The organism is Wenjunlia tyrosinilytica (assembly GCF_014646055.1).
GTDB lineage: Bacteria > Actinomycetota > Actinomycetes > Streptomycetales > Streptomycetaceae > Wenjunlia > Wenjunlia tyrosinilytica.
This window is the reverse complement of the sequence record NZ_BMMS01000007.1, coordinates 75,288-97,873: the sequence shown is the minus strand read 5'-3', so window position 1 is coordinate 97,873 and position 22,586 is coordinate 75,288. Positions and strand designations below refer to the sequence as shown.

The 22,586-nt window shown below is 70.4% G+C and carries 23 protein-coding genes; 12 read left to right on the top strand and 11 right to left on the bottom strand.

Translation table 11 applies throughout. The features are described 5' to 3' along the window. Positions 1 to 61: 61 nt before the first annotated feature. Positions 62 to 1,651, top strand: coding sequence for a Na+/H+ antiporter (locus IEY86_RS09815; protein ID WP_189131174.1), 1,590 nt, complete (start codon positions 62 to 64; stop codon positions 1,649 to 1,651). 68 nt (positions 1,652 to 1,719) lie between these two features. Here the strand turns inward: IEY86_RS09815 and IEY86_RS09810 are convergent, their stop codons facing one another. Next, a complete protein-coding gene (locus tag IEY86_RS09810; RefSeq protein ID WP_229698288.1) occupies positions 1,720 to 3,378 on the bottom strand; it encodes a DUF8823 domain-containing protein in 1,659 nt (552 codons plus the stop codon). 572 nt (positions 3,379 to 3,950) lie between these two features. Between IEY86_RS09810 and IEY86_RS09805 the strand changes: the two genes are divergently transcribed. The 3 genes from IEY86_RS09805 (at position 3,951) to IEY86_RS09795 (ending at position 6,375) form a co-directional block, all read left to right on the top strand. After that, positions 3,951 to 4,421 (top strand): ATP-binding protein, encoded by a 471-nt coding sequence (locus IEY86_RS09805; RefSeq protein WP_229698287.1) that lies wholly within the window; start codon positions 3,951 to 3,953, stop codon positions 4,419 to 4,421. A gap of 102 nt (positions 4,422 to 4,523) precedes the next feature. Further along, a complete protein-coding gene (locus IEY86_RS09800; protein WP_189131173.1) occupies positions 4,524 to 4,988 on the top strand; it encodes a PH domain-containing protein in 465 nt (154 codons plus the stop codon). 10 nt (positions 4,989 to 4,998) lie between these two features. Beyond that, complete coding sequence (locus tag IEY86_RS09795) at positions 4,999 to 6,375, top strand: hypothetical protein (protein ID WP_229698286.1); 1,377 nt, start codon at positions 4,999 to 5,001, stop codon at positions 6,373 to 6,375. 240 nt (positions 6,376 to 6,615) lie between these two features. Here IEY86_RS09795 and IEY86_RS09790 read toward each other — a convergent pair whose 3' ends face one another. Beyond that, positions 6,616 to 7,146, bottom strand: a complete 531-nt coding sequence (locus IEY86_RS09790) for an NUDIX domain-containing protein (RefSeq protein WP_189131172.1) — start codon at positions 7,144 to 7,146, stop codon at positions 6,616 to 6,618. Between the two features lies 1 nt (position 7,147). Continuing rightward, positions 7,148 to 8,503, bottom strand: coding sequence for an NsdA family TPR-like regulatory protein (locus IEY86_RS09785; RefSeq protein ID WP_189131171.1), 1,356 nt, complete (start codon positions 8,501 to 8,503; stop codon positions 7,148 to 7,150). Positions 8,504 to 8,727: 224 nt separating this feature from the next. Between IEY86_RS09785 and IEY86_RS09780 the strand changes: the two genes are divergently transcribed. The 4 genes from IEY86_RS09780 (at position 8,728) to IEY86_RS09765 (ending at position 11,737) form a co-directional block, all read left to right on the top strand. Further along, a complete protein-coding gene (locus IEY86_RS09780; RefSeq protein WP_189131170.1) occupies positions 8,728 to 9,477 on the top strand; it encodes a hypothetical protein in 750 nt (249 codons plus the stop codon). Between the two features lie 75 nt (positions 9,478 to 9,552). Further along, positions 9,553 to 10,464: an aminoglycoside phosphotransferase family protein gene (locus IEY86_RS09775; RefSeq protein WP_189131169.1), complete on the top strand. Its 912-nt coding sequence runs from the start codon at positions 9,553 to 9,555 to the stop codon at positions 10,462 to 10,464. Position 10,465: 1 nt separating this feature from the next. Continuing rightward, on the top strand, positions 10,466 to 11,158 hold the full coding sequence (locus IEY86_RS09770) for a class I SAM-dependent methyltransferase (RefSeq protein ID WP_189131168.1): 693 nt from the start codon (positions 10,466 to 10,468) through the stop codon (positions 11,156 to 11,158). A 30-nt stretch (positions 11,159 to 11,188) separates the two neighbouring features. Further along, entirely contained in the window at positions 11,189 to 11,737 is a 549-nt protein-coding gene (locus tag IEY86_RS09765; RefSeq protein ID WP_189131167.1) for a hypothetical protein, read from the top strand. A gap of 193 nt (positions 11,738 to 11,930) precedes the next feature. Here the strand turns inward: IEY86_RS09765 and sodN are convergent, their stop codons facing one another. Beyond that, positions 11,931 to 12,326, bottom strand: a complete 396-nt coding sequence (sodN, locus tag IEY86_RS09760) for a superoxide dismutase, Ni (protein WP_189131166.1) — start codon at positions 12,324 to 12,326, stop codon at positions 11,931 to 11,933. A gap of 148 nt (positions 12,327 to 12,474) precedes the next feature. Between sodN and sodX the strand changes: the two genes are divergently transcribed. After that, positions 12,475 to 12,888: a nickel-type superoxide dismutase maturation protease gene (sodX, locus tag IEY86_RS09755; protein WP_189131165.1), complete on the top strand. Its 414-nt coding sequence runs from the start codon at positions 12,475 to 12,477 to the stop codon at positions 12,886 to 12,888. Here the strand turns inward: sodX and IEY86_RS09750 are convergent. From IEY86_RS09750 to IEY86_RS09735, 4 genes are all read right to left on the bottom strand, one after another. Beyond that, complete coding sequence (locus IEY86_RS09750; protein ID WP_189131164.1) at positions 12,801 to 13,421, bottom strand: CGNR zinc finger domain-containing protein; 621 nt, start codon at positions 13,419 to 13,421, stop codon at positions 12,801 to 12,803. The genes sodX and IEY86_RS09750 overlap by 88 nt on opposite strands. Positions 13,422 to 13,701: 280 nt before the next feature. Further along, the gene (locus tag IEY86_RS09745; protein WP_373286986.1) at positions 13,702 to 14,478 is read right to left on the bottom strand and encodes an amino acid ABC transporter ATP-binding protein; all 777 of its coding nucleotides are present in this window, start codon (positions 14,476 to 14,478) and stop codon (positions 13,702 to 13,704) included. 5 nt (positions 14,479 to 14,483) lie between these two features. After that, positions 14,484 to 15,449: an amino acid ABC transporter permease gene (locus IEY86_RS09740; RefSeq protein ID WP_373286983.1), complete on the bottom strand. Its 966-nt coding sequence runs from the start codon at positions 15,447 to 15,449 to the stop codon at positions 14,484 to 14,486. A gap of 31 nt (positions 15,450 to 15,480) precedes the next feature. Beyond that, positions 15,481 to 16,425 carry an ABC transporter substrate-binding protein gene (locus IEY86_RS09735; protein WP_189131163.1) on the bottom strand — a complete coding sequence of 315 codons (945 nt, stop codon included), beginning with the start codon at positions 16,423 to 16,425 and terminating at the stop codon, positions 15,481 to 15,483. Positions 16,426 to 16,821: 396 nt separating this feature from the next. Between IEY86_RS09735 and IEY86_RS09730 the strand changes: the two genes are divergently transcribed. After that, positions 16,822 to 18,030 carry an NAD(P)-dependent malic enzyme gene (locus tag IEY86_RS09730; protein ID WP_189131162.1) on the top strand — a complete coding sequence of 403 codons (1,209 nt, stop codon included), beginning with the start codon at positions 16,822 to 16,824 and terminating at the stop codon, positions 18,028 to 18,030. Between the two features lie 119 nt (positions 18,031 to 18,149). Continuing rightward, positions 18,150 to 19,112, top strand: a complete 963-nt coding sequence (locus IEY86_RS09725; protein WP_189131161.1) for a zinc-binding dehydrogenase — start codon at positions 18,150 to 18,152, stop codon at positions 19,110 to 19,112. 90 nt (positions 19,113 to 19,202) lie between these two features. Here the strand turns inward: IEY86_RS09725 and IEY86_RS09720 are convergent, their stop codons facing one another. From IEY86_RS09720 to IEY86_RS09710, 3 genes are all read right to left on the bottom strand, one after another. After that, positions 19,203 to 20,306: a PadR family transcriptional regulator gene (locus IEY86_RS09720; RefSeq protein ID WP_189131160.1), complete on the bottom strand. Its 1,104-nt coding sequence runs from the start codon at positions 20,304 to 20,306 to the stop codon at positions 19,203 to 19,205. Further along, positions 20,306 to 21,178, bottom strand: coding sequence for a DUF4097 family beta strand repeat-containing protein (locus IEY86_RS09715; RefSeq protein WP_189131159.1), 873 nt, complete (start codon positions 21,176 to 21,178; stop codon positions 20,306 to 20,308). Before IEY86_RS09715 ends, IEY86_RS09720 begins: the two co-directional genes overlap by 1 nt. 150 nt (positions 21,179 to 21,328) lie before the next feature. After that, positions 21,329 to 21,508, bottom strand: coding sequence for a DUF6104 family protein (locus IEY86_RS09710; RefSeq protein ID WP_189131158.1), 180 nt, complete (start codon positions 21,506 to 21,508; stop codon positions 21,329 to 21,331). 133 nt (positions 21,509 to 21,641) lie between these two features. On the opposite strand from IEY86_RS09710, the gene IEY86_RS09705 reads away from it, so the two are divergent. Next, entirely contained in the window at positions 21,642 to 22,583 is a 942-nt protein-coding gene (locus IEY86_RS09705) for an HEXXH motif-containing putative peptide modification protein (RefSeq protein ID WP_189131157.1), read from the top strand. Positions 22,584 to 22,586: the final 3 nt, after the last annotated feature.

Here is a 22,586-nt window from a genome sequence, read left to right as displayed (position 1 = left end):
ACGCCTGGCCCGCGTGGTCCGAGTGGTCCCGCACAACGTCGAACGCCCCGAACGGACGGCAATGGACGCCTCTCCCATCCTGCTGCTCGTGGCAGGCAGCGCCGCCGTCGCGGGTGCGGCCCGCCGGGTCAATGTCTCCGCGCCGCTGCTCCTCGTGGTCGCCGGGCTCGCGGCCTCCTACATCCCCGGCGTCCCGCACTACGCGCTCGACCCCGATCTCGTCCTGCCGCTGATCCTGCCCCCGCTGCTGCACTCGGCGGCGCTGGAGAGCTCCTATCTCGGCCTTCGGGCCAATCTGCGCCCCGTCCTGCTCCTCTCCGTCGGTTACACGCTCTTCTCGACCTTCCTGGTCGGCCTGGTCGCCTACTGGGCCGTGCCCGACCTCCCGCTGACCGCGGCCCTGGTGCTCGGCGCCGTCGTCGCCCCTCCGGACGCCGTCGCGGCCACCGCGGTCGCCCGCCGGGTCGGGCTGCCGCCGAGGATCGTGACGATCCTCCAGGGCGAGAGCCTGTTCAACGACGCGACGGCGATCACCGCCTACCGGGTGGCCCTGGCCGCGACCGTCGGCGAGGGCTTCTCCTGGGCGCGGGGCGTCTCCGAGTTCGTGCTCGCCGCGGCGGGCGGCATCGCGGTCGGCCTGGTGCTGATGGCCCCGCTGTACTGGCTGCGCACCCGCATCCGCGAACCCCTGCTGCAGAACACCCTCTCCCTGCTCACGCCGTTCGTCGCCTACGCCGGGGCCGAGGCGTTCCATGCCTCCGGTGTGCTCGCGGTGGTGGTCGTGGGCCTGTACCTCGGCCATCGCCAGTGGGAGGTCGACTACGCCACCCGGCTCCAGGAGGGCGCCGTGTGGAAGATGGTCACCTTCGGCCTGGAGTCGCTGGTCTTCGCGCTGATCGGGCTCCAGCTGAAGGTGGTGGTCGGGGCCATCGACCGGTACGGGGCCGGCCAGCTGACCCGGTACTCGGTCATCGTGCTGGTCACGCTGATCGCGGGGCGGTTCCTGTGGGTCTATCCGGCGACGTATCTGCCGGGCAAGCTGTTCTCCGGCCACCGGGAGAGGAACCCGGCTCCGCCGTGGACCTACCCGTTCGTGATCTCGTGGGCGGGCATGCGGGGAGTGGTCTCCCTGGCCGTCGCCTTCTCGATCCCTCTGACGACCCACGACCACCGGCCCTTCCCCGCCCGTGCCCTGATCCTCTTCCTCACGTTCGTCGCGGTCATCGGCACGCTGGTGATCCAGGGCTTCTCCCTGCCCAGACTGGTGCGCGCCCTGGGGCTCCCCGAACGGGATGTCAGGGCCGAGACGCTGGCCGAGGCCCAGGCGCAGAGCGAGGCCTCCCGCGCGGCCCAGGAGCGCCTCGAGGAGCTGGTGCGCGACCCCGTCAACCGCCTGCCGGATCCCCTGGAACAGCGGCTGCGCACCGTCCTGGAACGGCGGCAGAACGCCGTCTGGGAGCGGCTGGGCCCGGTCAGCGAGGAGGGGGAGAGCGCGGACGACGTCTACCGCAGGCTCGCCAGGGAGATGATCGCGACCGAGCGCGACGTGTTCGTGCGGCTGCGGGACGAGCGGCGCATCGACGACGAGATGCTGCGCACGCTCATGCGGCGGCTGGACCTGGAGGAGGCGGCGTCGGAACGGGACGAGTGACGACCGCCGCCCGCCCCCGTTCGCCCCACCCCCGCGAGGAGCGCGCTCAGCGCCTCGTGCTCAGCGCATCAGCAGGGCGTACCCCGCGGCATCTTGTAGTGGGCGCCGATCCGGTACTCGCCGGGCGACGACACATGCAGCCGGGTCCACTGGAGGTCCTCGCCCTCCCGCTCCGGTGTGAGGCAGCCACCGGTGCGGACCTGGTCCAGCACGCTGAGCCAGGGCGACCAGGGAATGCGCACCAGGTAGGAACCGGCCCGCGGCACCTCGATGGTCATCTCCTCCGGACCCGTCTTGCGCACGGTCGCGGGGGCCTCGGCGAGGGGCCGGGCGTCGGTGACGCGGTAGAGCTCCCAGTTCTGGTCGCGCCAGACGGGCTTGAGCCAGGTCTGGCCGTCCCTGACGATCTTCGCCTCGAGCTCGGCCGCGTTGTCGGGCTGCGCCTTGGGGAGAACGACGTAGTGCACCGCCCACAGCCGCAGCCAGGCGTGGTACGTCCGCGGTGTGAGGGTGCCGTCGTAGAAGAGGGGGTGGCGGTCCACGTCGAGCTGCCGGTTCCAGCCGCGGGCGAGGTTGACGTACGGGGCCAGGCCGGACGCCTCCCGGTGCGAGCGTTCGGGGACGACCTCGACGCGGCCGCGGTCGGCCCCGACCCGGTCGAGTTCGGCGATCAGCGGGGCGGTCTGCTCCGTCCAGGAGGCGGCCGGTGTCGTCATCACCAGGTCGCGGACGGGCTTGGCCACCGTCCACACGGCGGTGACCGCGAACGCCAGGTAGATGGCGGTGGTCCTGGGCCGGGTCGCGGCGGCGGCCAGCAGCACCACCCCGCCGAACAGCAGGGACAGCCGCTCCACATTGGTGCCCACCTGCGACGGTATGGCCCAGCTCAGCACCACCCCGAGCGCATACACCCCGGCGGCCACCCGAACCGTCCGCCAGGCCTTGGGCGCCAGCACCGCCACGGCTATCGCGGTACCGGCGGGCAGTATCACGGAGAAGACCGGCATCGGCTGCATCCCGCGGAACGGGAACAGGAGCGCGCAGACCCCGACCACCACGATCGGCCCGACGGCGAGCGCGTAGGCGGGCGGGCGGCGCTTGGTGAGGAAGAGCGCGGCCGCTATGACGACGATGAACAGCCCGGCGACCGGACTGGCGCTCGTGGCCAGCGCACCGAAGCCGACCGCCCCCGCTCCCCGCAGGCGCCGGTCGCCGCGGGAGACGAACACCACGGCCACGGCGCACAGCGCGAACAGCACGCCGAGCGCGAACGTCACACGCCCCGAGGCCGCGTTGCAGCTGAGCGCGAACGCGCCCCACAGGGCGGGCGGCAGCGGCTTGGAGATCTTCGCCCGCACCAGGAGGAACGCCAGCAGCCCCGCGGAGAGCGTGCCCGAGACCACGGCGACCGTGCGCACCCCCAGCAACGCCATGAGATAGGGCGAGATGACGCTGTAGGAGACGGGGTGCATCCCGCCGTACCAGGCGAGGTTGTACGCCGAGAACGGATGGGCGTTGACGAAGTCGGCCCAGGCGTCCTGGGCGGCGAGGTCACCGCCGCCGGTCGCCAGGAACAGCGCCCACAGCAGGTGCAGCACACCGGCCGCCAGGAGGGCGGCCGCCACGGGGTGGCGCAGCAGCTTCTTGATCCGCTCGTACCGCGCTTCACGCGGAGCCTTGGCCGCCGAGGGCGGGTCGGCTCGGCGCACCGACTCCAGAGTGGTCACTCCGAGTTCTCTTCCCGGTCGCTGTCGCTGATGAGGTCGGAGCCCTGACAGGACCGGGGTCCTGGGCAGGAATCGAGTCTGCGCACACAGCTCCGGAGGCTTGAAGGCCGAACCGACGCTAGCACGCGGCTCGAAACAGCGGGTCAAGGGGAGTTGACGCCGGACACCGCTCGGCCCTCGCGTCCGGTGAAGGGCCGCTCACCAGGCGTGATCGCGCTCACACGAGAGGCGGAGCCTCTAGTTCCGGACGTGTCCGGCTGGTGTGGTCCGTGGCGCAAAGGTGGATCAGGCGGACGGATGGGTAGGCCGTATCAACGGGTGCGAAAAGCACACCGGAAGACCGCAACCGGAGGAACGGGCCCGATCCAAGGGCCGGACCGAGAGCGGCTGCGGGAGTGTGACGGAAACCGCGCGACCGAACGGGCGCGACCGAACGAGCGCGACCGAACGAGCGCCACCGAACGGGCGCCACCGAACGAGCACAGCGGCGGAAGACGCCACGAGGGACGCCGCGAGCACGGCGCAAGACCAGACAAGAGCACGGACCACGCAGGACTTACGGGGGTTGGAAGATGCGTGCTGCCCGGAGCCGGCCGGCCTACGCGGTGCGGCCGGCGCATGCCGAGGAAGGGGTTCTCGACGACGACCTGTCGCAGGCCCTGTGGGAGACCTACCGCATGCCGTTGGACACGGGATGCAGCAGTGCTGCGGCGAGGATCTTCACCCGCCGCTGCCTCAACCGGTGGGAGATCGGCGACGACTCCCTCTTCGGCGAGGACGTCGTCCTCGTCGTCAGCGAACTGGTGACGAACGCGATGATCCACGCCGACTCCCCGGAGGAGCTGCGCCTGTCGTGGCGCTCGCCCTCCCTGGTGGTGGAGGTGCGGGACACCGGACCGGGGCAACCGTATGTGCGGCCCTCGGACGACAGCGAGCCGGGCAGTCGGGGCATGGAGATAGTGGACCGGCTCGCCCGCCACTGGCTCATCGCCGCGGGGGCCGGTGACACCAAGACCATCCGGGTCGAGATGGTCTCGCCGTAGCGCGCCGGGGCCGTCGCTTCCCCACGGGCCGGCCCCCCTGTTCGGCCCACACCGGCCCGCCGCCCGATCGCGCGGACCCAGGGGAGTACCTAGCGTGAGCCCATGCGCATCTGGCACCTGCACACCCTCGTCCGCGTCGCCCACACGGCCGTCGGGCTCGCAGGCATCGGCGGTGCGTGCCTGCTCGCGCGGACGAGGGCCGACCGGGCGGAGCTCAGGGACGCCTTCACGGTCGTCATGGCCGTGCTCGCGCTCTGGGGAGCCGCGGTGCTCCTCCAGTCGTATCTGCGCAGTATCGAGCTGACCGAGGACGCGATCGTGGTTCGCAACTGGTTCTCCAGCAGGCGCTTCCCCCTGCGGGCCGTGGTCGCGGTGGCTCCCGACCGCAGCGGACTGCGGATCGACACCTCGGACGGCTCCTCCGTCAGAGCGCTCGCCGTGGGCATGTACCACTGGATGGCCCCGGGGCACTCACGGGCCGAGCGGGTGTCGGCCGAGCTCAACGACGCCGCGGAGAGGGCCCGCGCGGGGATTGCGGACCCGTCCGATTCCTCCGTGTTCGGGTAGCGTCGTAGGTGTGGTCGTCGTACACGCGCAGGCAGCGCCGTCGCGTCGCAGGCTCCTGGGAGCGCTGCTGGCGGTGATCATCGCCGCCCTGGCCTCGGCGGCCCTGCTCGCGCCGAGCGCGAAGGCCGCCGCCGGCCTCGACACGGTGGCCGAGTCCCTGCGCAAGTCCCCGGTCTATGTCGACCCGCGGGCCTCGGACCAGCTCTCCTCCTCGCAGGCGGACGCGCTGGCCTCCAAGATCAAGAAGGCCGACAAGCCGGTCTTCGTGGCCGTGCTGCCGCGGGCCCCCGAGTTCCCCCCGCAGACCCTCCTGCCCGATCTGCGGACCAAGGCGGGCATCGCCGGCGTCTACGCGGTGCGGCTCGGCAGCGGCTTCAACGCGGGCGCGGACCCGCGGGTGATGCCCCACAACGCGGTGGTCAACCTCACGGCCGCCGTCAAGCGCTCCAACGCGGGCAGCGCCGCCGCCGAACTCGACAGTTTCGTCACCGCGGCGCTCCAGCAGGCCAGGGGACACGCCCCCTCCTCGTGGGGCGGCGGCTCGGGAAGCGGCGGTGGAGGCACCGGCGTGGCCATCGCGCTCGGCGTCCTCGTGGTGGCCGGGGGCGCCGGGGTCGTGCTCCTGTCGCGCCGCAACCGGCGCAGGAGGGCCGAGGAGGAGCGGGCCGCCCTGGCGAAGCTGCGCACGGTCGTCGACGAGGACATCACCGCGTTCGGCGAGGAACTCGACCGCCTCGACTTCGATCCCGCGGACCCGGCGGCGGACGACGCCATGCGGGAGGACTACACCCGCGCCCTGGACTCCTACGACGGCGCCAAGGCCGCGATGGAGACCGCCCGGCGCCCCTCCGACGTGCGTCCGGTCACCGAGCGGCTCGAAGAGGGCCGCTTCGCGCTGGCCACCCTCGCCGCCCGCCGCGCGGGCACCCCGCTGCCCGAACGCCGCCCGCCGTGCTTCTTCGACCCGCGCCACGGCCCCTCGACGGCCGACGCCGAGTGGTCCCCGTCCGGCGGGTCCCCGCGCACGGTGCCGGTGTGCGCGGCCGACGCCGCCCGTCTGGCGGACGGTCAGGAACCCATGTCGAGGACCGTCCCCACGGAGAACGGCCCCCGCCCCTACTGGGACGCCGGCCCCGCGTACGCCCCGTGGGCCGGAGGCTACTTCGGCGGCGGCCTGCTGCCGGGCCTGCTGGTCGGCACCCTGCTGGGCGGCGTGCTGAGCGGCCCCAACGCGTACGCCGACGGCGGTGGCTGGAGCGGCCCCGACGGCGGCGACCACTCCGGCGCCGACTTCAACCCCGACGACTTCGGAGGCGGCTTCGGCGGTGACGGCGGGGGCTTCGGCGACGGCGGGGGAGGCGGCGGCTTCGACGGCGGAGGCTTCTGAACGGTCCCCCGCCCAAGCGGTGGTGCCCGCCCCCGCACGCCCCGCACCCCAACTCCCCGCATCCGGCAGGCGAAACGGGGCCCACCCGGATCATGTCCGGGCGGGCCCCGTTCGTCCGGCGGAAGCTCGTCCGGCGGGACGCCGCCCTCCGCGACCGGGCCGCCGAACCACTCACGGCCGGGCGCCTGAGGCGGATTCAGGCCGAAAGTCCACCGCAGCGGTACGGAGGATGGAGGACGACTAGCCCCAACCATCGAGGGAGACTTGCTGCCCACCAATGAGGTAGCGGTGGAGAGCGCCGGCTGTTGTGACAACGAACTCCTCCGGGATGGCATCGGTGTCGACCCAGCGAACCTGGGAGTGCTTTCGGGGTTCGCGGTTCTCGGGTTCTCCAGTCCACTCGTGGGCGGCGAAGACGACGGTGAGGAAACCGTTCGGGGCTTCGACGCCCCAGGCTCCATGGATGATGTGGGCGACCTTCAGGGCTTCCGGTTTCACCGTCAGGCCGGTCTCCTCGTACAACTCGCGGACGGCCGTCTCGGTGATGGGCTCGCCCGGTTCGCTCTTGCCGACGGGGAGGTCCCACATGCCCTGGGCGAACTTGGCGTTCTGGCTGCGTTGGAGGAGGGCGACGCGGTTGGTGGCCTTGTCGTGGACGATGACCGCGGCGACCAGCAGGGTCATGGATTCGAGCGCTGGCTTCAGGGCCTTCGGCTGGTCGTCAGTCTGCTGGCCCACGGTGTTCCCTTCGTCGGGCGGGTTGTTGGGCATGTTAGGCGAGGACCTCACGTGCGCGGCGGGCGAGATCGGCCGCGCCGGGCACTTTGCGGCGCTGGTAGACCGCGAGGGTAGAGCGGATCGAGGTGATCGCCTTGCGGGTGCGATCGGAGGTCATGCCCTCCATGAGGGTCAGGGCCTGGGACCAAGCGACTACGGCCTCGTCTGCGCGGGCCTGGGCGGCGAGGCTGTCGCCGAGGTCGGCGTAGGTGAGGGCGTGGACGCGCTTGTACTTCTCCAAGTCCCAGCGGATCAGGGCGTCGCGATGCTTCTGTTCGGTGCCGACGTGGTCGGCGAGGTCGGTGAGCGTGCGGGCGGTGTGACTGGCTACGGTGCCGGCCGCGGGGCCGCTGACGCGCGAGTAGCTGGGCTGAGGCCCGTCGTCGCGCAATAGGGCGTCCTCGGCGGCAAGTAGGGCGCGAGCCGCTGCGGGCTTCTCCCCGGTGGCGGCATAGGCGCGGGCATGGGTGATGTGAAGGAGGGCTTCGGTCTGGCCGTCGACGTGGCCGAGGCCCCGGCACAGGGCGCCTTCGACGAGGTCGACGCAGTGGTGGGGCTGTTTGAGGCTGAGGGCCTGGTGGGCGAGGGCGCGCATCATCCAGGCGGCGTGGCCGTGCGGGTCGGCTTCGCAGGCGAGCTGGTAGCCGACCTGGTAGTAGCGTTGGGCGGCGCCTTCCTGGCCGAGGTCGTGGTGCTTCCAGCCTGCCAGGTAGGCGAGTTCCGCTACCGCACCGAATGCGGACCGTCGTAAAGGTTCGCTCCGGTAGCGGCCCCGGAGCATGGGGGCGGCGGTGTCGGCGAGGTAGGCCGTGACCGTGGTGAGGCCATGGCCGCCGCCGAGGCGTTCGTCGGCGGCGCTGAAGGCTGCGGTGATCTGGCGTACGACGTCCACGTCCTCGGCTCCGACCACGGATGTTCCGGTGCGGGCGCGGAGCATGCGGGCGGTGGCCTCGTGGTCGTGGGTGAGGGGCATGGAGACGCCGGCCGTGGTGAATGCGGCCACCGTGAGGAAGCGGCGGCGCTCGACGTCGGCGCGGCCCAGGTCGGTTGCGGCCAGGACGGGATCCCGCTCGTCAGGCCCGTCGGCATCTGGCGTGGGGAGGCCGATCTCGGACCGGGTGATGGTGCGGCCGGTCCGTCGGGACAAAGCCTCTGCAAGGTACTGGCCCGTTCGGCCGGTGGGCTGACGCGTGCCGTTCACCCAGTGGGAGATAGCCGACTTGTTGGTCTGGAGAATGTCGCCGTTCTCCGCGGCGATGCGCCGGACGTCCTTCGCCAGGGCCTCGTACGTGCAGCCGGTCGCGTCGATGGTGTCCCGCAGGCGGGAGTTGGGGTCTCTTTGCGCCGCCACGATCGCCTCCCGTCCGGGGCTGTAAACCGCGTATACCGCTTCAACTGCCTCTCACCGTACCCACCGTGAGTGACGGAGTGTTCACTAATCATCAGCCGCCCCCGGCCCCGGTCCCACACGGTGACCAGGCTCCCCATTCGGCCGGGCGGCCCCGAAGTCCGTACGCCTACACCGGGTTCGGGCATTCCTGTGTCCGAACCCGGCCGATCAGAGACGGAGACACGGTGACCACCATCGACACCGCGGCCATCACGGTCGTGCTGCCCGAGGCGTTCGACGAGCGCTGGAGCCGCCTGCCCGGCATCCAGGTCGACGGCCGGCGCATCAGCATCGACCCGACCGAGTACTTCTTCCGCTTCGAGTCCAGCACGTGGCTCGTCGCCGACTGGGAGCTGGTCAAGGCCGAGCTCCTGGACGTGGAGGAGACGACCGAGAGCACGGTCGAGCAGCTCGCGCTGGAGTTCATCAGGACACACGCCAAGCCCACCTCGGACGCCGCCCGGGTGCTCGCCACGGCCTACGAGGTGTACGCGTACCTTTTCCGCGACGAGCACCTCGCCGGCCTCGGCCTGCCGCAGATCACCGCCGAGCACCTGCTGATGCTGCGCCAGGCCGCCACGCTGATGGCGCTGAACAAAGTGGAGCTGGACGGGCACATCTCCAACGTCGGCCCGTGCTGGTTCTTCCCCGCCGCCACGTCCGTCGTCTTCGACCTGGACGACGGGATGGGCCGCCTGCTTGACGAGGTCTACCACGGCGGCTGGTTCAACGAGCACCGCCGCATCGAGTCCATCAAGGCCCATGCCGCCCTCGGCGGACGGCTCGTGCACGGCTGCCAGTCCGTGCCGGACCAGACCGGTGGGGTCGTGGCGCCCTACGGTGCCTCGATGACCGCCTTCCGCGACGACCTCGCGTCCTTCAAGGCCCGATGGATCGAGCAGGTCTACGCCCACCGCGTGACCCCGGCCGCATAGCACCACAGCCCCGGCTCCGGGGCGGGCCGACACTTCCCGCCCACCCCGGATGCCGCCAATCGCACTGGAGCCCCTATGGACACGACCCTCAACGCCGAACTCCTGGACAACCTCCTGACCATCGCCGACCGATCCACCCCGGAGCGCGAGGAGGTGCGCGTGTGGTCCATGTCCGGCGTCGAGCGCCTGACCTTCACCGACGGCACCACCGCAATCTTCAAGTACGCCAAGAAGCCCTTCGACCGCGAGGACCAGGCACTCCGGCTTGCGCACACCCTCGGCGTCCCGGTGCCCGCTGTTCACTCCTCCGCAATGGTGCACGGCTGGCTCGGGATGCTGCTGGAGGACCTTGGCGCTGCCGTCCGCGAGGCCGACGAACTCGACGGCGCTGCCGCCGCAGTGGTCCTGCACCGCACCCGCACGGCTGCGACCCTGCCCGTCCTCGACCAGGAGCGGCTGCGCACCCTGCCGAGTCGGGCCTTGGAGCACTTTGGCCGACTCCGCAAGGCCGAGCGCTGGCAGGACGCGGATGACGTCGAGGGGGCCCTCGAGCGCATCGCCCAGGCGGCCGAAGCACGCTCGGCCGGTGCGACGGTGGCTCCGTTCGGCTGGGTGCACTCCGAATTCCACCCCACCAGCCTCCACATTGGCAGGCAGGGCTGGCGATTGCTGGATTTCGCTCGTGCCTTCACCGGCCCCGGCCTGTTCGACTTCGCAAGCTGGCACGGCACCCTCGACACCCCCGACCCCGTGCGTCTTCGGGTCCTTTTGGACACCTACGTCACCGAAGGCGGCACCCCCGACGCCCTCGTCGAACGCGGTGGTCTCCCCGCCGAGAGATGGGCACTGGGCTGGCACCGCATGTGGGCCGTCGAGTGGTTCATGGAGCAGTCCATCCGCTGGGTCAATGACCCGGCCACCGACCCCGCCTACATCAAAGCCGTACGCCGCCACCTCACTGACGTGCTCCACCTCCTGGAGGTCTGACGTGCTCTCCCAGGCTTCCCCCTGGTACGTCCACGCCCTAAAGCGCACCACGGCCGGCGCCGCCGAGCCGCTGACCGTGCCCGCACGGATGGAGTGGACCACGCGACCCGGCAGCGGGCCCGGCGCCGAGATCCTCGGCCCGGACCTGTGCCGCAAGCGAGTACTGGAACTCGGATGCGGCCCCGGCCACAACGCCGCACACCTCGCCACCCGCTACGGCGCCCAGGCCACCGGCGTCGACCTCGTCGGCCTCCAGGTCCGCCGAGCCCGCTCGCACTACGGCCGACTGAACACCCTCACCTTCGTCGCCGGCCACGCCCTGCACTACCTGCAAGCCTCCGACGACCACTTCGACGCCATTTACTCCGTCTTCGGCGCCATCGGCCTAGTAGCCCCCGAACTCCTGCTCCCGGCCATCGCCCAGCACCTAAAACCGCGATGCACCCTTGCCTTTTCCGTCCCCCACCCCCAACGCGGCGGCAGACGCCCCTCAACCGACGACCGCCCCGGCCGTGACTACGTCTCGCTCCCCGACTGCACCCGACTACCCATCGCCCGCTGGGACTTCGACGCCCACTGCTGGGACAAGCACCTCGACCGCGCCGGCCTCTGGCTCACTTCGGCCCAGGAGTTCCACGACGCCCGCCACGACCGCTGGCCCACCACCCTGCTGATCACCGCGCGCAAGCTCTGACCCCCCGCCCCGGCCCCTTGGGAGACACCGATGCGCCTGCCATACCTGCTCCTCGACATCGACGGCGTCCTTATCCCCTTCCCGGACGCGGAAGAGGCCTGCCCGGCGACCCACATCCGTCACGACGTCGTGCCTGGCGGCCGAACCCCCGACGCCTCCGTAACCATCTGGCTCAACCCCGCCCACGGCCCCATGCTCATGGGCATCATCCGCATCGGCCTGGTCACCCCGGTCTGGTGCACCAGTTGGCGTCAGGACGCCACCACCCTCGTCGGGCCGCTCCTCGGCCTGCCGCCTCTGCCGTATGTCGACCTCCCGCGCCCGCAGATCACGACCAGCCATCCGAACGGCTATCTGTGGAAGCGCGATTACGTCGATGGGTGGCTCGGCGGCGCGCCGACCGCTTGGATCGACGACGATTTCACCGTCCTGGACCACGAGTGGGCCGAGGAACGTACCAAGAGGGGGAGCCCCACGCTGCTCGTGCAGCCCGATCATCGGGCGGGTCTGCACGCCGAGCACTTGGACGCAATCGAGGCTTGGGCCAGAAGATACATGGCGAACGCTTCGGCGGCTTGAACGCTGCCAGCAGGTGCTCAACCTTTGGAGAGGGCCAAGCTCCTTACGCTGCCGATCCATGCCCACCTGTGGCCGGGCGAAGTGGACCGCACCCGGACCGTCATGGACGCCGTTCTCGGCGGCCTGCGGGCCGGGTGCGGAAGGGTAGGCGATGTGACCCGTGGAAACGCGGGTCAGACGGCCTGGGCAAAGATCAGGCCTTCTTCGTCTCCCAGAAGATCTTGTCGATCTCGGCGATCAGGTCCAGCAGGGCCTGGCCGGTCTTCGGGTCGGTCGAGCCCTTGGTGGCGCTGGCGGCCTTGAGGGCGTCGTTGAACAGCTGGTGCAGCTGCGGGTACTTCTCGAAGTGCGGAGCCTTGAAGTAGTCGCTCCACAGCACCGAGAGGTGGTGCTTGACCAGCTCGGCGCGCTGCTCCTTGATGACGATGGCGCGAGTGCGGAACTGCGCGTCGTCGTTGCCCTGGTACTTCTCCTGAACGGCCTTGACCGACTCGGCCTCGATGCGGGCCTGGGCCGGGTCGTACACACCGCAGGGGAGGTCGCAGTGGGCGCTCACGGTCACCTTGGGAGCAAACAGGCGAGCGAACATGGAAGTCCTTCCTCGTGATCGTCTTCTCACGTGCGAGATTACTCCGAGAGCAAGGGGATTTCTCGACCGGCCCTAGGGTCTTAGGACGAAAGTCTGGGCCACCCTGAGAGGGAGTGGACAAACACACAGGACACAGGGAGGAGCGCTCATGCGGACCGAGGACACCGCGGTGGCGGCTGCGCCCCCGCTCGGGTGGGCTGCGGTGCGGGGGCCCTCGATGGTGCCCACCTTCCGTGACGGGGACCAGTTGCTCGTGCGCTACGGCGTGGCGGTGCGGCCGGGGGACGTGGTGGTGGCCAGGCATCCGTTCCAGCAGGACCTGCTCGTCGTGAAGCGGGCGGTCGGGCGCCGGGACGGGGGCTGGTGGCTGCTGGGGGACAACCCCTATGTGCCCAACGACAGCCGGGAGTTCGGGACGGTGCCCGCCGAGCTGGTGCTGGGCCGGGTGCTGGGCAGGTACCGGCCGAGGAAGGGCTACTCCTCCACCGCCGCCTGGCTCTTGGGGGCGGTGCGGCCGGTCGGGGTCGAGCGGTCGTTCTCCAGGCGCTTGCGGGCGCGGTAGGCGGCGACGTTGGCGCGGGTGGCGCAGCGGTCGGAGCAGTAGCGCCGCGAGCGGTTCGTCGATGTGTCGACATAGGCATTGCGGCAGGGCGCGGCCTGGCAGATGCCGAGGCGGTCCACGCCGAGGTCGGTGACCTGGACGGCCAGGCCCATGCCGGCGAGCGCGGCGTAGGCGCCGGTCGCGCTGGCGGCGTGCTCGGCCAGATGCATGTGCCAGCGGGGGCGGCCGGCCTCGTCGAGGTGGTCGTGCCCGGAGATCTGCGGGCTGACCGGGAACTCCATCAACAGGGCGTTGAGCAGGTCCACCGCCCTGACCTGGTCGTCCTCGGACGCCGCCTCGAAGATCGCGCGCAGGCGCGTACGGACCGAGCGCAGGCGGGTCACATCGGCCTCGACGGTGCGCCGGGCGGCCTGCGCCCCTGCCCCGAAGAGCTCGCGTACCGCCTCCACGGACGTCAGGGAGTCCTCCCCGCGGCCGGGCTCCTCGGTGTTGACCAGACGCACGGCGTAATCCGAGTAATAGGCCAGTTCCACTTCTGATCCTTACGTGGTCGGTCCATGGTCGTGGTGGATCGAGCTGGTAATGGCCGGTCTGCCATCAAGGGTATTACGGCAGATCGCCCGGAGGGGTTTCGACCCGGTGCGTCCTCATGAACGCCGACCGCGTGCCCGACCCGGCCACCTCGCGGGTGAACGAGGCCGAGAGCGCCCTGCGGCCCGCCCGGCTCGCGCGGGGCTGATGCTCGCGCTCAAGCAGCCCCCGTATGCCGAAGGCGGCGGTGCGCCCCAGGGCCCACCGCCGCCGTCACGTCCTTTACAGCACCTTGGACAGGAACGCCTTGGTGCGTTCGTGCTGCGGATTGGTCAGCACCTCGCGAGGATGGCCCGCCTCCACGACGACACCGTCGTCCATGAAGACCAGGGCGTCGCCGACCTCGCGGGCGAAGCCCATCTCGTGCGTCACCACGATCATCGTCATGCCGTCCTCGGCCAGGCCGCGCATGACGTCCAGGACCTCACCGACGAGCTCCGGGTCGAGCGCCGAGGTGGGCTCGTCGAAGAGCATCAGCTTGGGCTGCATCGCCAGCGCGCGGGCGATGGCCACCCGCTGCTGCTGCCCGCCGGAGAGCTGGGTGGGGTAGCTGTGGGCCTTGTCGGCCAGGCCCACCCGGTCCAGGAGCTTGAGCGCACGCTCGCGCGCCACCGACTTGGACTCTCCCTTGACCTGTATGGGGGCCTCCATGACGTTGCCGAGCGCCGTCATGTGGGGGAAGAGGTTGAAGCGCTGGAAGACCATGCCGATGTCCCGGCGCTTGGCCGCGACCTCGCGGTCCTTGAGCTCGTAGAGCCTGTCGCCCCTCTCGCGGTAGCCGACCAGCTCGCCGTCGACCGACAGCCGCCCGGCGTTGATCTTCTCCAGGTGGTTGATGCACCGCAGGAAGGTCGACTTGCCGGAGCCGGAGGGGCCGACCAGGCAGAACACCTCCTGGGGCTGCACCTCGAGGTCGATGCCCTTGAGGACCGGGACCAGGCCGAAGGACTTGTGCACACCCTCGGCCTTGACCATGGGGTGGCCGCTGGTCTTGATCATGTTGCTCATGCGACACGCTCCCGGTGGCTGAGGCGGGTCAGGTTCGCCCGGATCTTCTGCAGCGGGGTCGGAGGCAGGTTGCGCGTCGCGCCGCGGGCGAACCGCCGCTCGAGGTAGTACTGGCCGATACTGAAGATGCTGGTCAGGAACAGGTACCAGATCGAGGCCACGAACAGCATCTCCATGACCGCAAGGGTACGACTGGAGATGTCGGTGGCCGCCTTCAGCAGTTCCTGGTACTGGATCGCGTAGGCCAGCGACGAGGTCTTGAGCATGTTGATGAACTCGTTGCCCGTGGGCGGGACGATCACCCGCATCGCCTGGGGCAGCACGATCCGGCGCATCGTCTGCGTGCCGGTCAGGCCCAGCGCGTGCGACGCCTCGGTCTGGCCCTCGTCCACCGACTGGATGCCCGCGCGGCAGATCTCGGCCATGTACGCGGCCTCGTTCAGGCCCAGCCCCAGCAGGGCGGCAAGGAACGGGGTCATGACGTCGGTCATCTCGTCCTTGTAGAACCCGAGGTTCAGGACCGGGAAGATCAACGCGAGGTTGTACCACAGGAACAGCTGCACCAGCACCGGGGTGCCGCGGAAGAGGTAGATGTACAACCAGGCGACCGTGCTGGTCACCGGGTTCTTCGACAGCCGCATCACCGCGAGGACGATGCCGAGCACCACACCGACGGTCATGGACAGTACGGTGATCAGCAGGGTGTTCGCCGCACCCCTGACGATCGTGTCGAAGAACAGGTAGTCCGGGATCACGTTCCAGTTGACGTCCGCGTTGGCGAAGGCGACCCCGATGAGGGAGAGCACGCCCAGTACCAGGACCGCGCTGATCCAGCGGCCGTAGTGGCGGACCGGGATGGCCTTGATGGCCTGCGGCGGCAGCCCGCCGGCGCTCGTGGACTTGTGGACGGTGGGCCCGCCCGGCGGCATGTCGGCCGGGCCCCTGTCGATCGGCTCAGTCACTTGCTGTTAACTTTCTCGCGAGGAAGCGTGCTCAGGAACCGCCGTTGACCTCTGCCTTCAGCACCGCTCCGTCGGTGACGTTCCACTTCTCGAGCACCTTCTTGTACTCGCCATTGGCGATGACCGCATCGAGCGCCTCCTTGAGCGCGTCACGCAGCTGCGTGTTGCTCTTGGTGACGGCGATGCCGTAGGGACCCGCCTCGATCTGATCGCCGACGACCTCGTACTTGCCGCCCGAGGTCTTGGCGTTGTACGCGGCCACCGGGAAGTCGTTCAGGTCGGCGGCGGAGGCGCCCTGGCGCAGGCGCACCAGAGCGTCGGTGTCCTTGTCGAACGTCTGGATGGTCAGCTTGGCCTTTCCGTCGTCCTTGCACCGCTTGGCCTGGGCGGTGGCGACGTCCTGCGAGGTGGTGCCGCGCTGGAGGGCGACGACCTTGCCGCACAGGTCGTTCAGCGACTTGATGTTCTTCGGGTTGCCCTTCTGGACCAGGATCGAGGTGCCGGCGGTGAAGTAGTCGACGAAGTCGACGCCCGGGCCGACCTTCTTGCCGGTGTCGTCCTTGCCGGTCTCACGGGCCTTGGTGTCCGACATGGCCGACATGGCCACGTCGAAGCGACCGGTCTGCATCGACGGGATGAGGTTGTCGAAGATGCTGTCCTGGAACTGGAAGGTCACTCCCAGCTGCTTGCCCAGGGCCTTGGCCAGGTCGGGGTCGATTCCGATCGCCGTCTTGCCGTCCTTGTCCTTGAACTCGACGGGCGCGTAGTTGATGTCGGAGCCGACCTTGATGACCTTGGCGTCCTGGTACTTCTTCGGCAACTTGTTGAACAGGGGTGCGGAGCTGGTTCCGGCGGACTCGCTGGCCCCCCCACCGGACTTGTTCGTCTGGTCCCCGCAACCGGTGAGCATCAGCGCGCCCGAGGCCACGAGGGCTCCGGTCGCCAGCAGACAGCGCCGGGTGGAGCGTGCGGTCATGGTGATTCCTCCTGCGGGGGAGAGCCGTAACGGGAAAACATTCGGACATATGCCCGAGACCCATGGGCCTGTGTGATTCCCGCATCTTGCCATCCGGTCGGGCGATCTCAGGGGCACCGGTGTGTCAAAATCAGATAACGGGCGATCCCCGATGCTCCACATGATCAACCCTCCCGTGAGCCGCCGAGGCGGCCGCGGTGTCGGCAGACAGATCCGCGCTGGGGAATTACCCCCGCGCCGGTGGAGTGTTTCCGGTAGAACGGATCCTTACCCCCCGCATCCGGGGATCCGGGCCCGCGTGCGGCGGGCTCAAGTGCTCGTCAAGCCTCACGAGCGCTCATCAACCAACCCTCCTTGGGGGCAGCGCCCTCGCAGACGTAAACCAAAGGGGTCACCGTGGCAGCGGAGATCGTCCATTCCCGTAACGAGTCCGGCAGTGAGCCGGAGCAGAATCTGATCGACCCGGCGTTCGCCCTCCACCGCGGAGGCAAGATGGAGGTGCGGGCGACCGTTCCGGTGCGCGACGCCGACGACCTGTCCCTCGCCTACACGCCCGGCGTGGCCAAGGTCTGCACGGCCATCGCGGAGCATCCGGAACTCGTGCACGACTACACCTGGAAGTCCCAGGTCGTCGCGGTCGTCACCGACGGCACGGCGGTGCTCGGACTCGGTGACATCGGTCCAGAGGCCTCCCTCCCGGTGATGGAGGGCAAGGCGATCCTCTTCAAGCAGTTCGGCGGCGTGGACGCGGTCCCGATCGCGCTGGACTGCACCGCGGTGGACGAGCTCGTCGAGACGATCGCCCGAATGGCGCCCTCGTTCGGGGGAATCAACCTCGAGGACATCTCGGCCCCGCGGTGCTTCGAGGTCGAGCGCAAGCTCCAGGACCGCGTGGACATCCCCGTCTTCCACGACGACCAGCACGGCACGGCCATCGTCACCCTGGCCGCCCTGCGCAACGCGGCCGAGCTCACCGGCCGCGAGCTCGGCTCCCTGCGCGCGGTGATCTCCGGATCGGGCGCCGCGGGTGTCGCGATCGCCAAGATCCTCGTGGAGGCGGGCATCGGCGATGTCGCCCTCGCGGACCGCAAGGGCATCGTGCACGAGGGCCGCGACGATCTCACTCAGGTGAAGCGACTGATCGCCGAGTTGACGAACAAGGCCAAGCTGACGGGTTCGCTGGCCGACGCGCTCGAAGGCGCGGACGTCTTCATCGGCGTGTCCGGCGGGACCGTCCCCGAGGAGTCGGTGGCCTCGATGGCGAAGGACTCGTTCATCTTCGCCATGGCCAACCCCGACCCGGAGATCCACCCGGACGTCGCCCACAAGTACGCGGCCGTCGTCGCCACCGGCCGCAGCGACTACCCGAACCAGATCAACAACGTCCTCGCCTTCCCGGGCGTCTTCGCCGGCGCCCTCCAGGTGCGGGCCTCCCGGATCACCGAGGGCATGAAGATCGCGGCGGCCGAGGCACTGGCCGCCGTGGTCGCCGACGAGCTCAGCGCGGACAAGGTCATCCCGAGTCCGTTCGACGAGCGGGTCGCCCCGGCCGTGACCAAGGCCGTGGCCGAAGCCGCCCGTGCGGAGGGCGTCGCCCGCCGGTAGCCCCGGCACAGCTCGCCGCTCGCGCTTCACCGCCCGGCCGTGGCCCGGCGGTGAAGCGCGGCGGGAGTCACACGCAGGCCCGGTTCCCCCGTGACCACCGGCGTCCTAGGGTCATGGCCATGTTCGCTGCCTATGCCGCCCGCATCGACCGTGACCAGCCGCTCGACGGCCTCGAACTGGGGGACCGCCCCGAGCCCGAAGCACGCCCCGCCTGGACAACCGTCACCCTCAAGGCCGCCTCGATCAACCACCACGACCTGTGGTCGCTGCGCGGGGTGGGACTCGGGGAGGAGAGCCTGCCGATGATCCTCGGCTGCGACGGGGCGGGTCTGGACGAGGACGGCAACGAGGTCGTCATCCACTCCGTCATCGGCCAGACCGGCCACGGGGTCGGCCCCGAGGAGCCCCGCTCGATCCTGACCGAGCGCTACCAGGGCACCTTCGCCGAGAAGGTGGCCGTCCCCGCGTGGAACGTGCTGCCCAAGCCCAAGGGGATCTCCTTCGAGGAGGCCGCCTGCCTGCCCACGGCCTGGCTGACCGCCTACCGCATGCTCTTCACCAACGCGAACGTCAGCCCCGGCGACTCGGTGCTCGTGCAGGGCGCCGGCGGGGGTGTGGCCACCGCGGCCATCGCGCTCGGGAGGGCGGCCGGCCTTCGGGTCTTCGCCACCAGCCGGGACGAGGCCAAGCGCAAGCGCGCGGTGGAGCTCGGCGCCCTCGAGGCCGTCGAGCCCGGCGCTCGCCTGCCCGAGCGCGTCGACGCCGTCATCGAGACGGTCGGCGCCGCGACCTGGTCCCACTCGGTGAAGTCCCTCAAGGCCGGCGGAACGCTGGTCATCTCCGGCGCCACCAGCGGCCCCAACCCGCCCGCCGCCGAACTCAACCGCATCTTCTTCCTGGAGCTCAAGGTCGTGGGTTCGACCATGGGCACGAAGGAGGAACTGGCGGGCCTTCTCAACTTCTGCGCCACCACGGGGGTGCGTCCGGTGATCGACTCGGTGCTGCCGCTGGACCGGGCCCGTGAGGGCTTCGAGAAGATCGCCGAGGGCGACCTCTTCGGGAAGATCGTGCTGACCATGTAGCCGGTGCGGGCCCAGCCGGCCCAGGAGAAGGGGCGCTCGCGGTGGCCGCGAGCGCCCCTTCTCCTGACTCCGTATGTCCGTCCGGGTGCCCTAATTCCCGCCGCGCAGGATGGCGACGACGTGGGCCGCGGCCGTGGACAGATGGCGGCGGGCCTGCCTCAGCTGGTCGGTGGTGACGCCATTGTCCCGGGCGGCGTCCCGCACATCGTCGCGGAAGCGGTCCAGCAGCCGTTCGAGGTCCCTCGCCGGGTCCTTGGACAGGGAGTCCTCGGCCTTGGCCCACTCCGGCTCGAGGAGGTCCGCAGCGTCGAAGTCGGAGGCGGCGAAGGGCAGGTCGTCCCCCTCGACGGTGCGGGTCTCCTTGCCGAGGCCGTCGCGGCCGTCGTGGCCGTCGTGCACATCGTGGCCGTCGTGCACATCGTGGGTGCCGTGGGTGCCGTGAACGTCGTGGCTGCCGCGGGCCCCGTGGTGGCCGTGCCGGTCGGGGTCGGCCAGCGAGGCGAGTTCCCTCGTCAGCTCGCCGATCCCCTCGATCACCCCGGTCGGCCAGTCACCGCGCTTGAGGTGCTCCTGGACCTGCTCCTGCACCCGCTTCCTGATCCGCATCACCTCGTCGCGGGTGTGCAGTTGGTCCTGGATCGCCTGGCGGCGGGCCTGCTTGGCCTCCTCCTTGGCCTTGCGGCTCTCCTCCTTGGCCTGGCGGGCCTGCTCCTTCCACTCCTGCTTGGCGCGGGCCCACTCGTCCTTGGCCTGCTTCCATGCCTCCTTGTCGCCGCGACCGCCCTCCCAGGCATGCCCCTGCGGGCTACGGGCCTGCTCGGCGGCGGCGCGCATCTCCTCGCGCAGGTCGCGGGCCGAGCCGCGCACGTCCTCGCGGATCTCGGCGGCGAGCTCGGCGACGGAATCACGGATCTCGCGCTCGAGATCGGCGAGTTCGCCGTGCCGGTCGGCGAGTTCGGAGCGACCGGTGTCGGTGAGGGAGTAGACCTTGCGGCCGCCCTCGGTGGTGTGGGTGACCAGCCCTTCCTGTTCCAGCTTGGCCAGACGCGGATAGACCGTGCCGGCCGAGGGTGCGTACAGGCCGTGGAAGCGCTCCTCCAGCAGGCGGATCACCTCGTAGCCGTGCCGCGGGGCCTCGTCGAGGAGCTTGAGCAGGTACAGGCGCAGCCTGCCGTGGCCGAAGACGGGCGCCATCACAGGACCTTTCCTTCCGGGTCTTCCGGGTCTCGCGCGTCGCGGGGGGCGTCCACGAACTCCTCCTCGGCGGGGGGCTTGCGCAGGAGCGCGACGGAGCCGGAGACGGTGGTGACACGCAGCTTGCCGTTGCCCTTGCCGAGGGTGCCGGTCAGCCGCTTGGCGCCCCACTGGTTGGTCAGGCGCAGCTCGTCGAAGGCGTTGGAGACGGCGCCGCTGGCGGTGTTGGCGTCCACCTTGGCGTCGCCCGGGTCGGGCAGGCGGATGGCCACCTCGCCGGAGACGGTGTTGAGGCGTACGTCCGTGCCGGTACGGGGGTCGAGGTCGAGCACCATCCCGCCGCTGACCGAGTCCGCCTTGACCCGGCCGCCGGTGCCCTCCACGACGGTGAGCTCGCCGGAGACGGTGTTGACCTTGAGGTCGCCGGAAACGGCCTGGGCGTCGACATTGCCCGAGACGGTGTTGGCGTCGACGGAGCCGCTGACGCCGACCAGCGTGGTGTCCCCGTTGACACCGCGCACCGAGGTGCGGCCCCCGATGCCGGAGACGACCGCGCAGGCGCTGACGACGCCGAGCTCCACGCGGGTGCCGATGGGGACGGCGACGGAGACCACGGCCCTGCGCCGCCAGCCCTTGCGGTCGAGCCAGCCCAGCAGGCCCTTCCAGGGAAGGTCCTCGTACGCCACGGTGAGCGTGCTGCCGTCCTTGCTGACGATCAGCGCTGGGCCGTCGATCTCGGTGACCTCGAGCCTCGAGGAACCCTCGTCGGTCCCCACGACGTTGACCGTTCCACCGACGATCCGCACATGCAGACTGCTGATCTCGCTGTCGAAGGTCAGCTTCCGTGGTTCTTCAATGGTCCACTGAGGCATCCCGGCCCTCCTGATGCGGGTAGGCAGACACGCAACATATCGCGTCTTGTGAAAGACACGATATATCGCGTGCTGGGGATGTCAAGGTGTCGCGGCGGTCTCGCGATACACGCCGCTGGCTCGTTCGACGCCGCTGTCCGGGCTCTCGGCCTACTCGTCGTCCTCGTCGTCGAGCCGGGCCAGCCACGTGGCCAGACGCTCGACGGGGATCTCGAACTCGGGGTTCAGGTCGACGAACTCGCGCAGCCGCTCGGCCAGCCACTCGTACGTGACTTCCTCTTCGCCACGACGGTTCTCCAGCTCCTCGATGCCGCGGTCGGTGAAGTACAAGGGACACTCCGGGAATGTGACGGGACAACCCGGACAGGTTATCCGCCCGGCGACCGTGGCGGGAAAGCCGCCATCAGGGCTCCCACGACGCCGTTGTGGGGCTAGCCTGACGGGCAAGGCGAGGGGGGCAGGCATGGCCGACATCGTTGCCCGACAGCTGCGCTCCCTCCGGGACGCGGTCGCCGGCCGCTCCTGGCCGGAGCGGCTTCCGGCCCGGCTCGAGGAGCACTGGCGGCTGCTCGACACGGCCTGGAGCACCGACCCCGACGCGGTGCACAAGGTCCTCGCCTATCCCACCGTCTCCGGCTGGGCCGAGCAGTGCCTGCGCCGCCTCGGCCAGGACCCCGCGGGCAACGGGAACTGGCCCGTGAGCGAAGCCGGCGCCGGGGCCATGAGCGAAGCCGGCGCCGGGGCAGGGGCCGCCACAGGAGGCACGACCGGGGGCGGGGAAGACTCCGCGCTCGCCCTTGACCTCGAACACCTGGCCGCCGTCGCCGCCTGCGCCGCCCTGCGCGCCGGCCGCCCCTTCAGCGTCGAACTCCTGCCGCGCGCCGGAGTGCTCGCCCTGCCCGCCCTCGGCGCCGTCGCCGCCCCCGAGGGACACCGGGTGCTGGTGACCGGCACCACCGACATCGTCAGGATCCATCTGCCCAGGCCGGGCGGACAGGTGATCGTGCTGCGGAGGGGCTGGCGGCCCGGAGTGTGGCGGTCGGCGGACCCGAGCTGGCTTCCCCTGCATCCGCTGCCCGGCGCCAGGGCGGTCCTGGACGACCTCGACCCCTTCCGCGCGCCCGCCAACGGGACTCCCGCCGGCAGGCTCCAGCCCGCGCGGCGCCTGCGGTGGCGCAAGGTCTGGGGCGAGGCGACCGCTCTGCTGGAGCGCACCGATCCCGAGCGCTCCGCCCATGTCGCCGAACACATCCGCTGTGTCATACCGCTGGAGGAGGGGCCCACCACGGCGGGACCGTCCGGGGCGGTGTTCGCCACGCTCCCCGCCTCGCCGGCGCATCTGCTGGCGCTACTGCGAGGGAGCCCGGCCCCCAAGAGGGACCGGGCTCCGGTTCAGCCTGCGTAGACC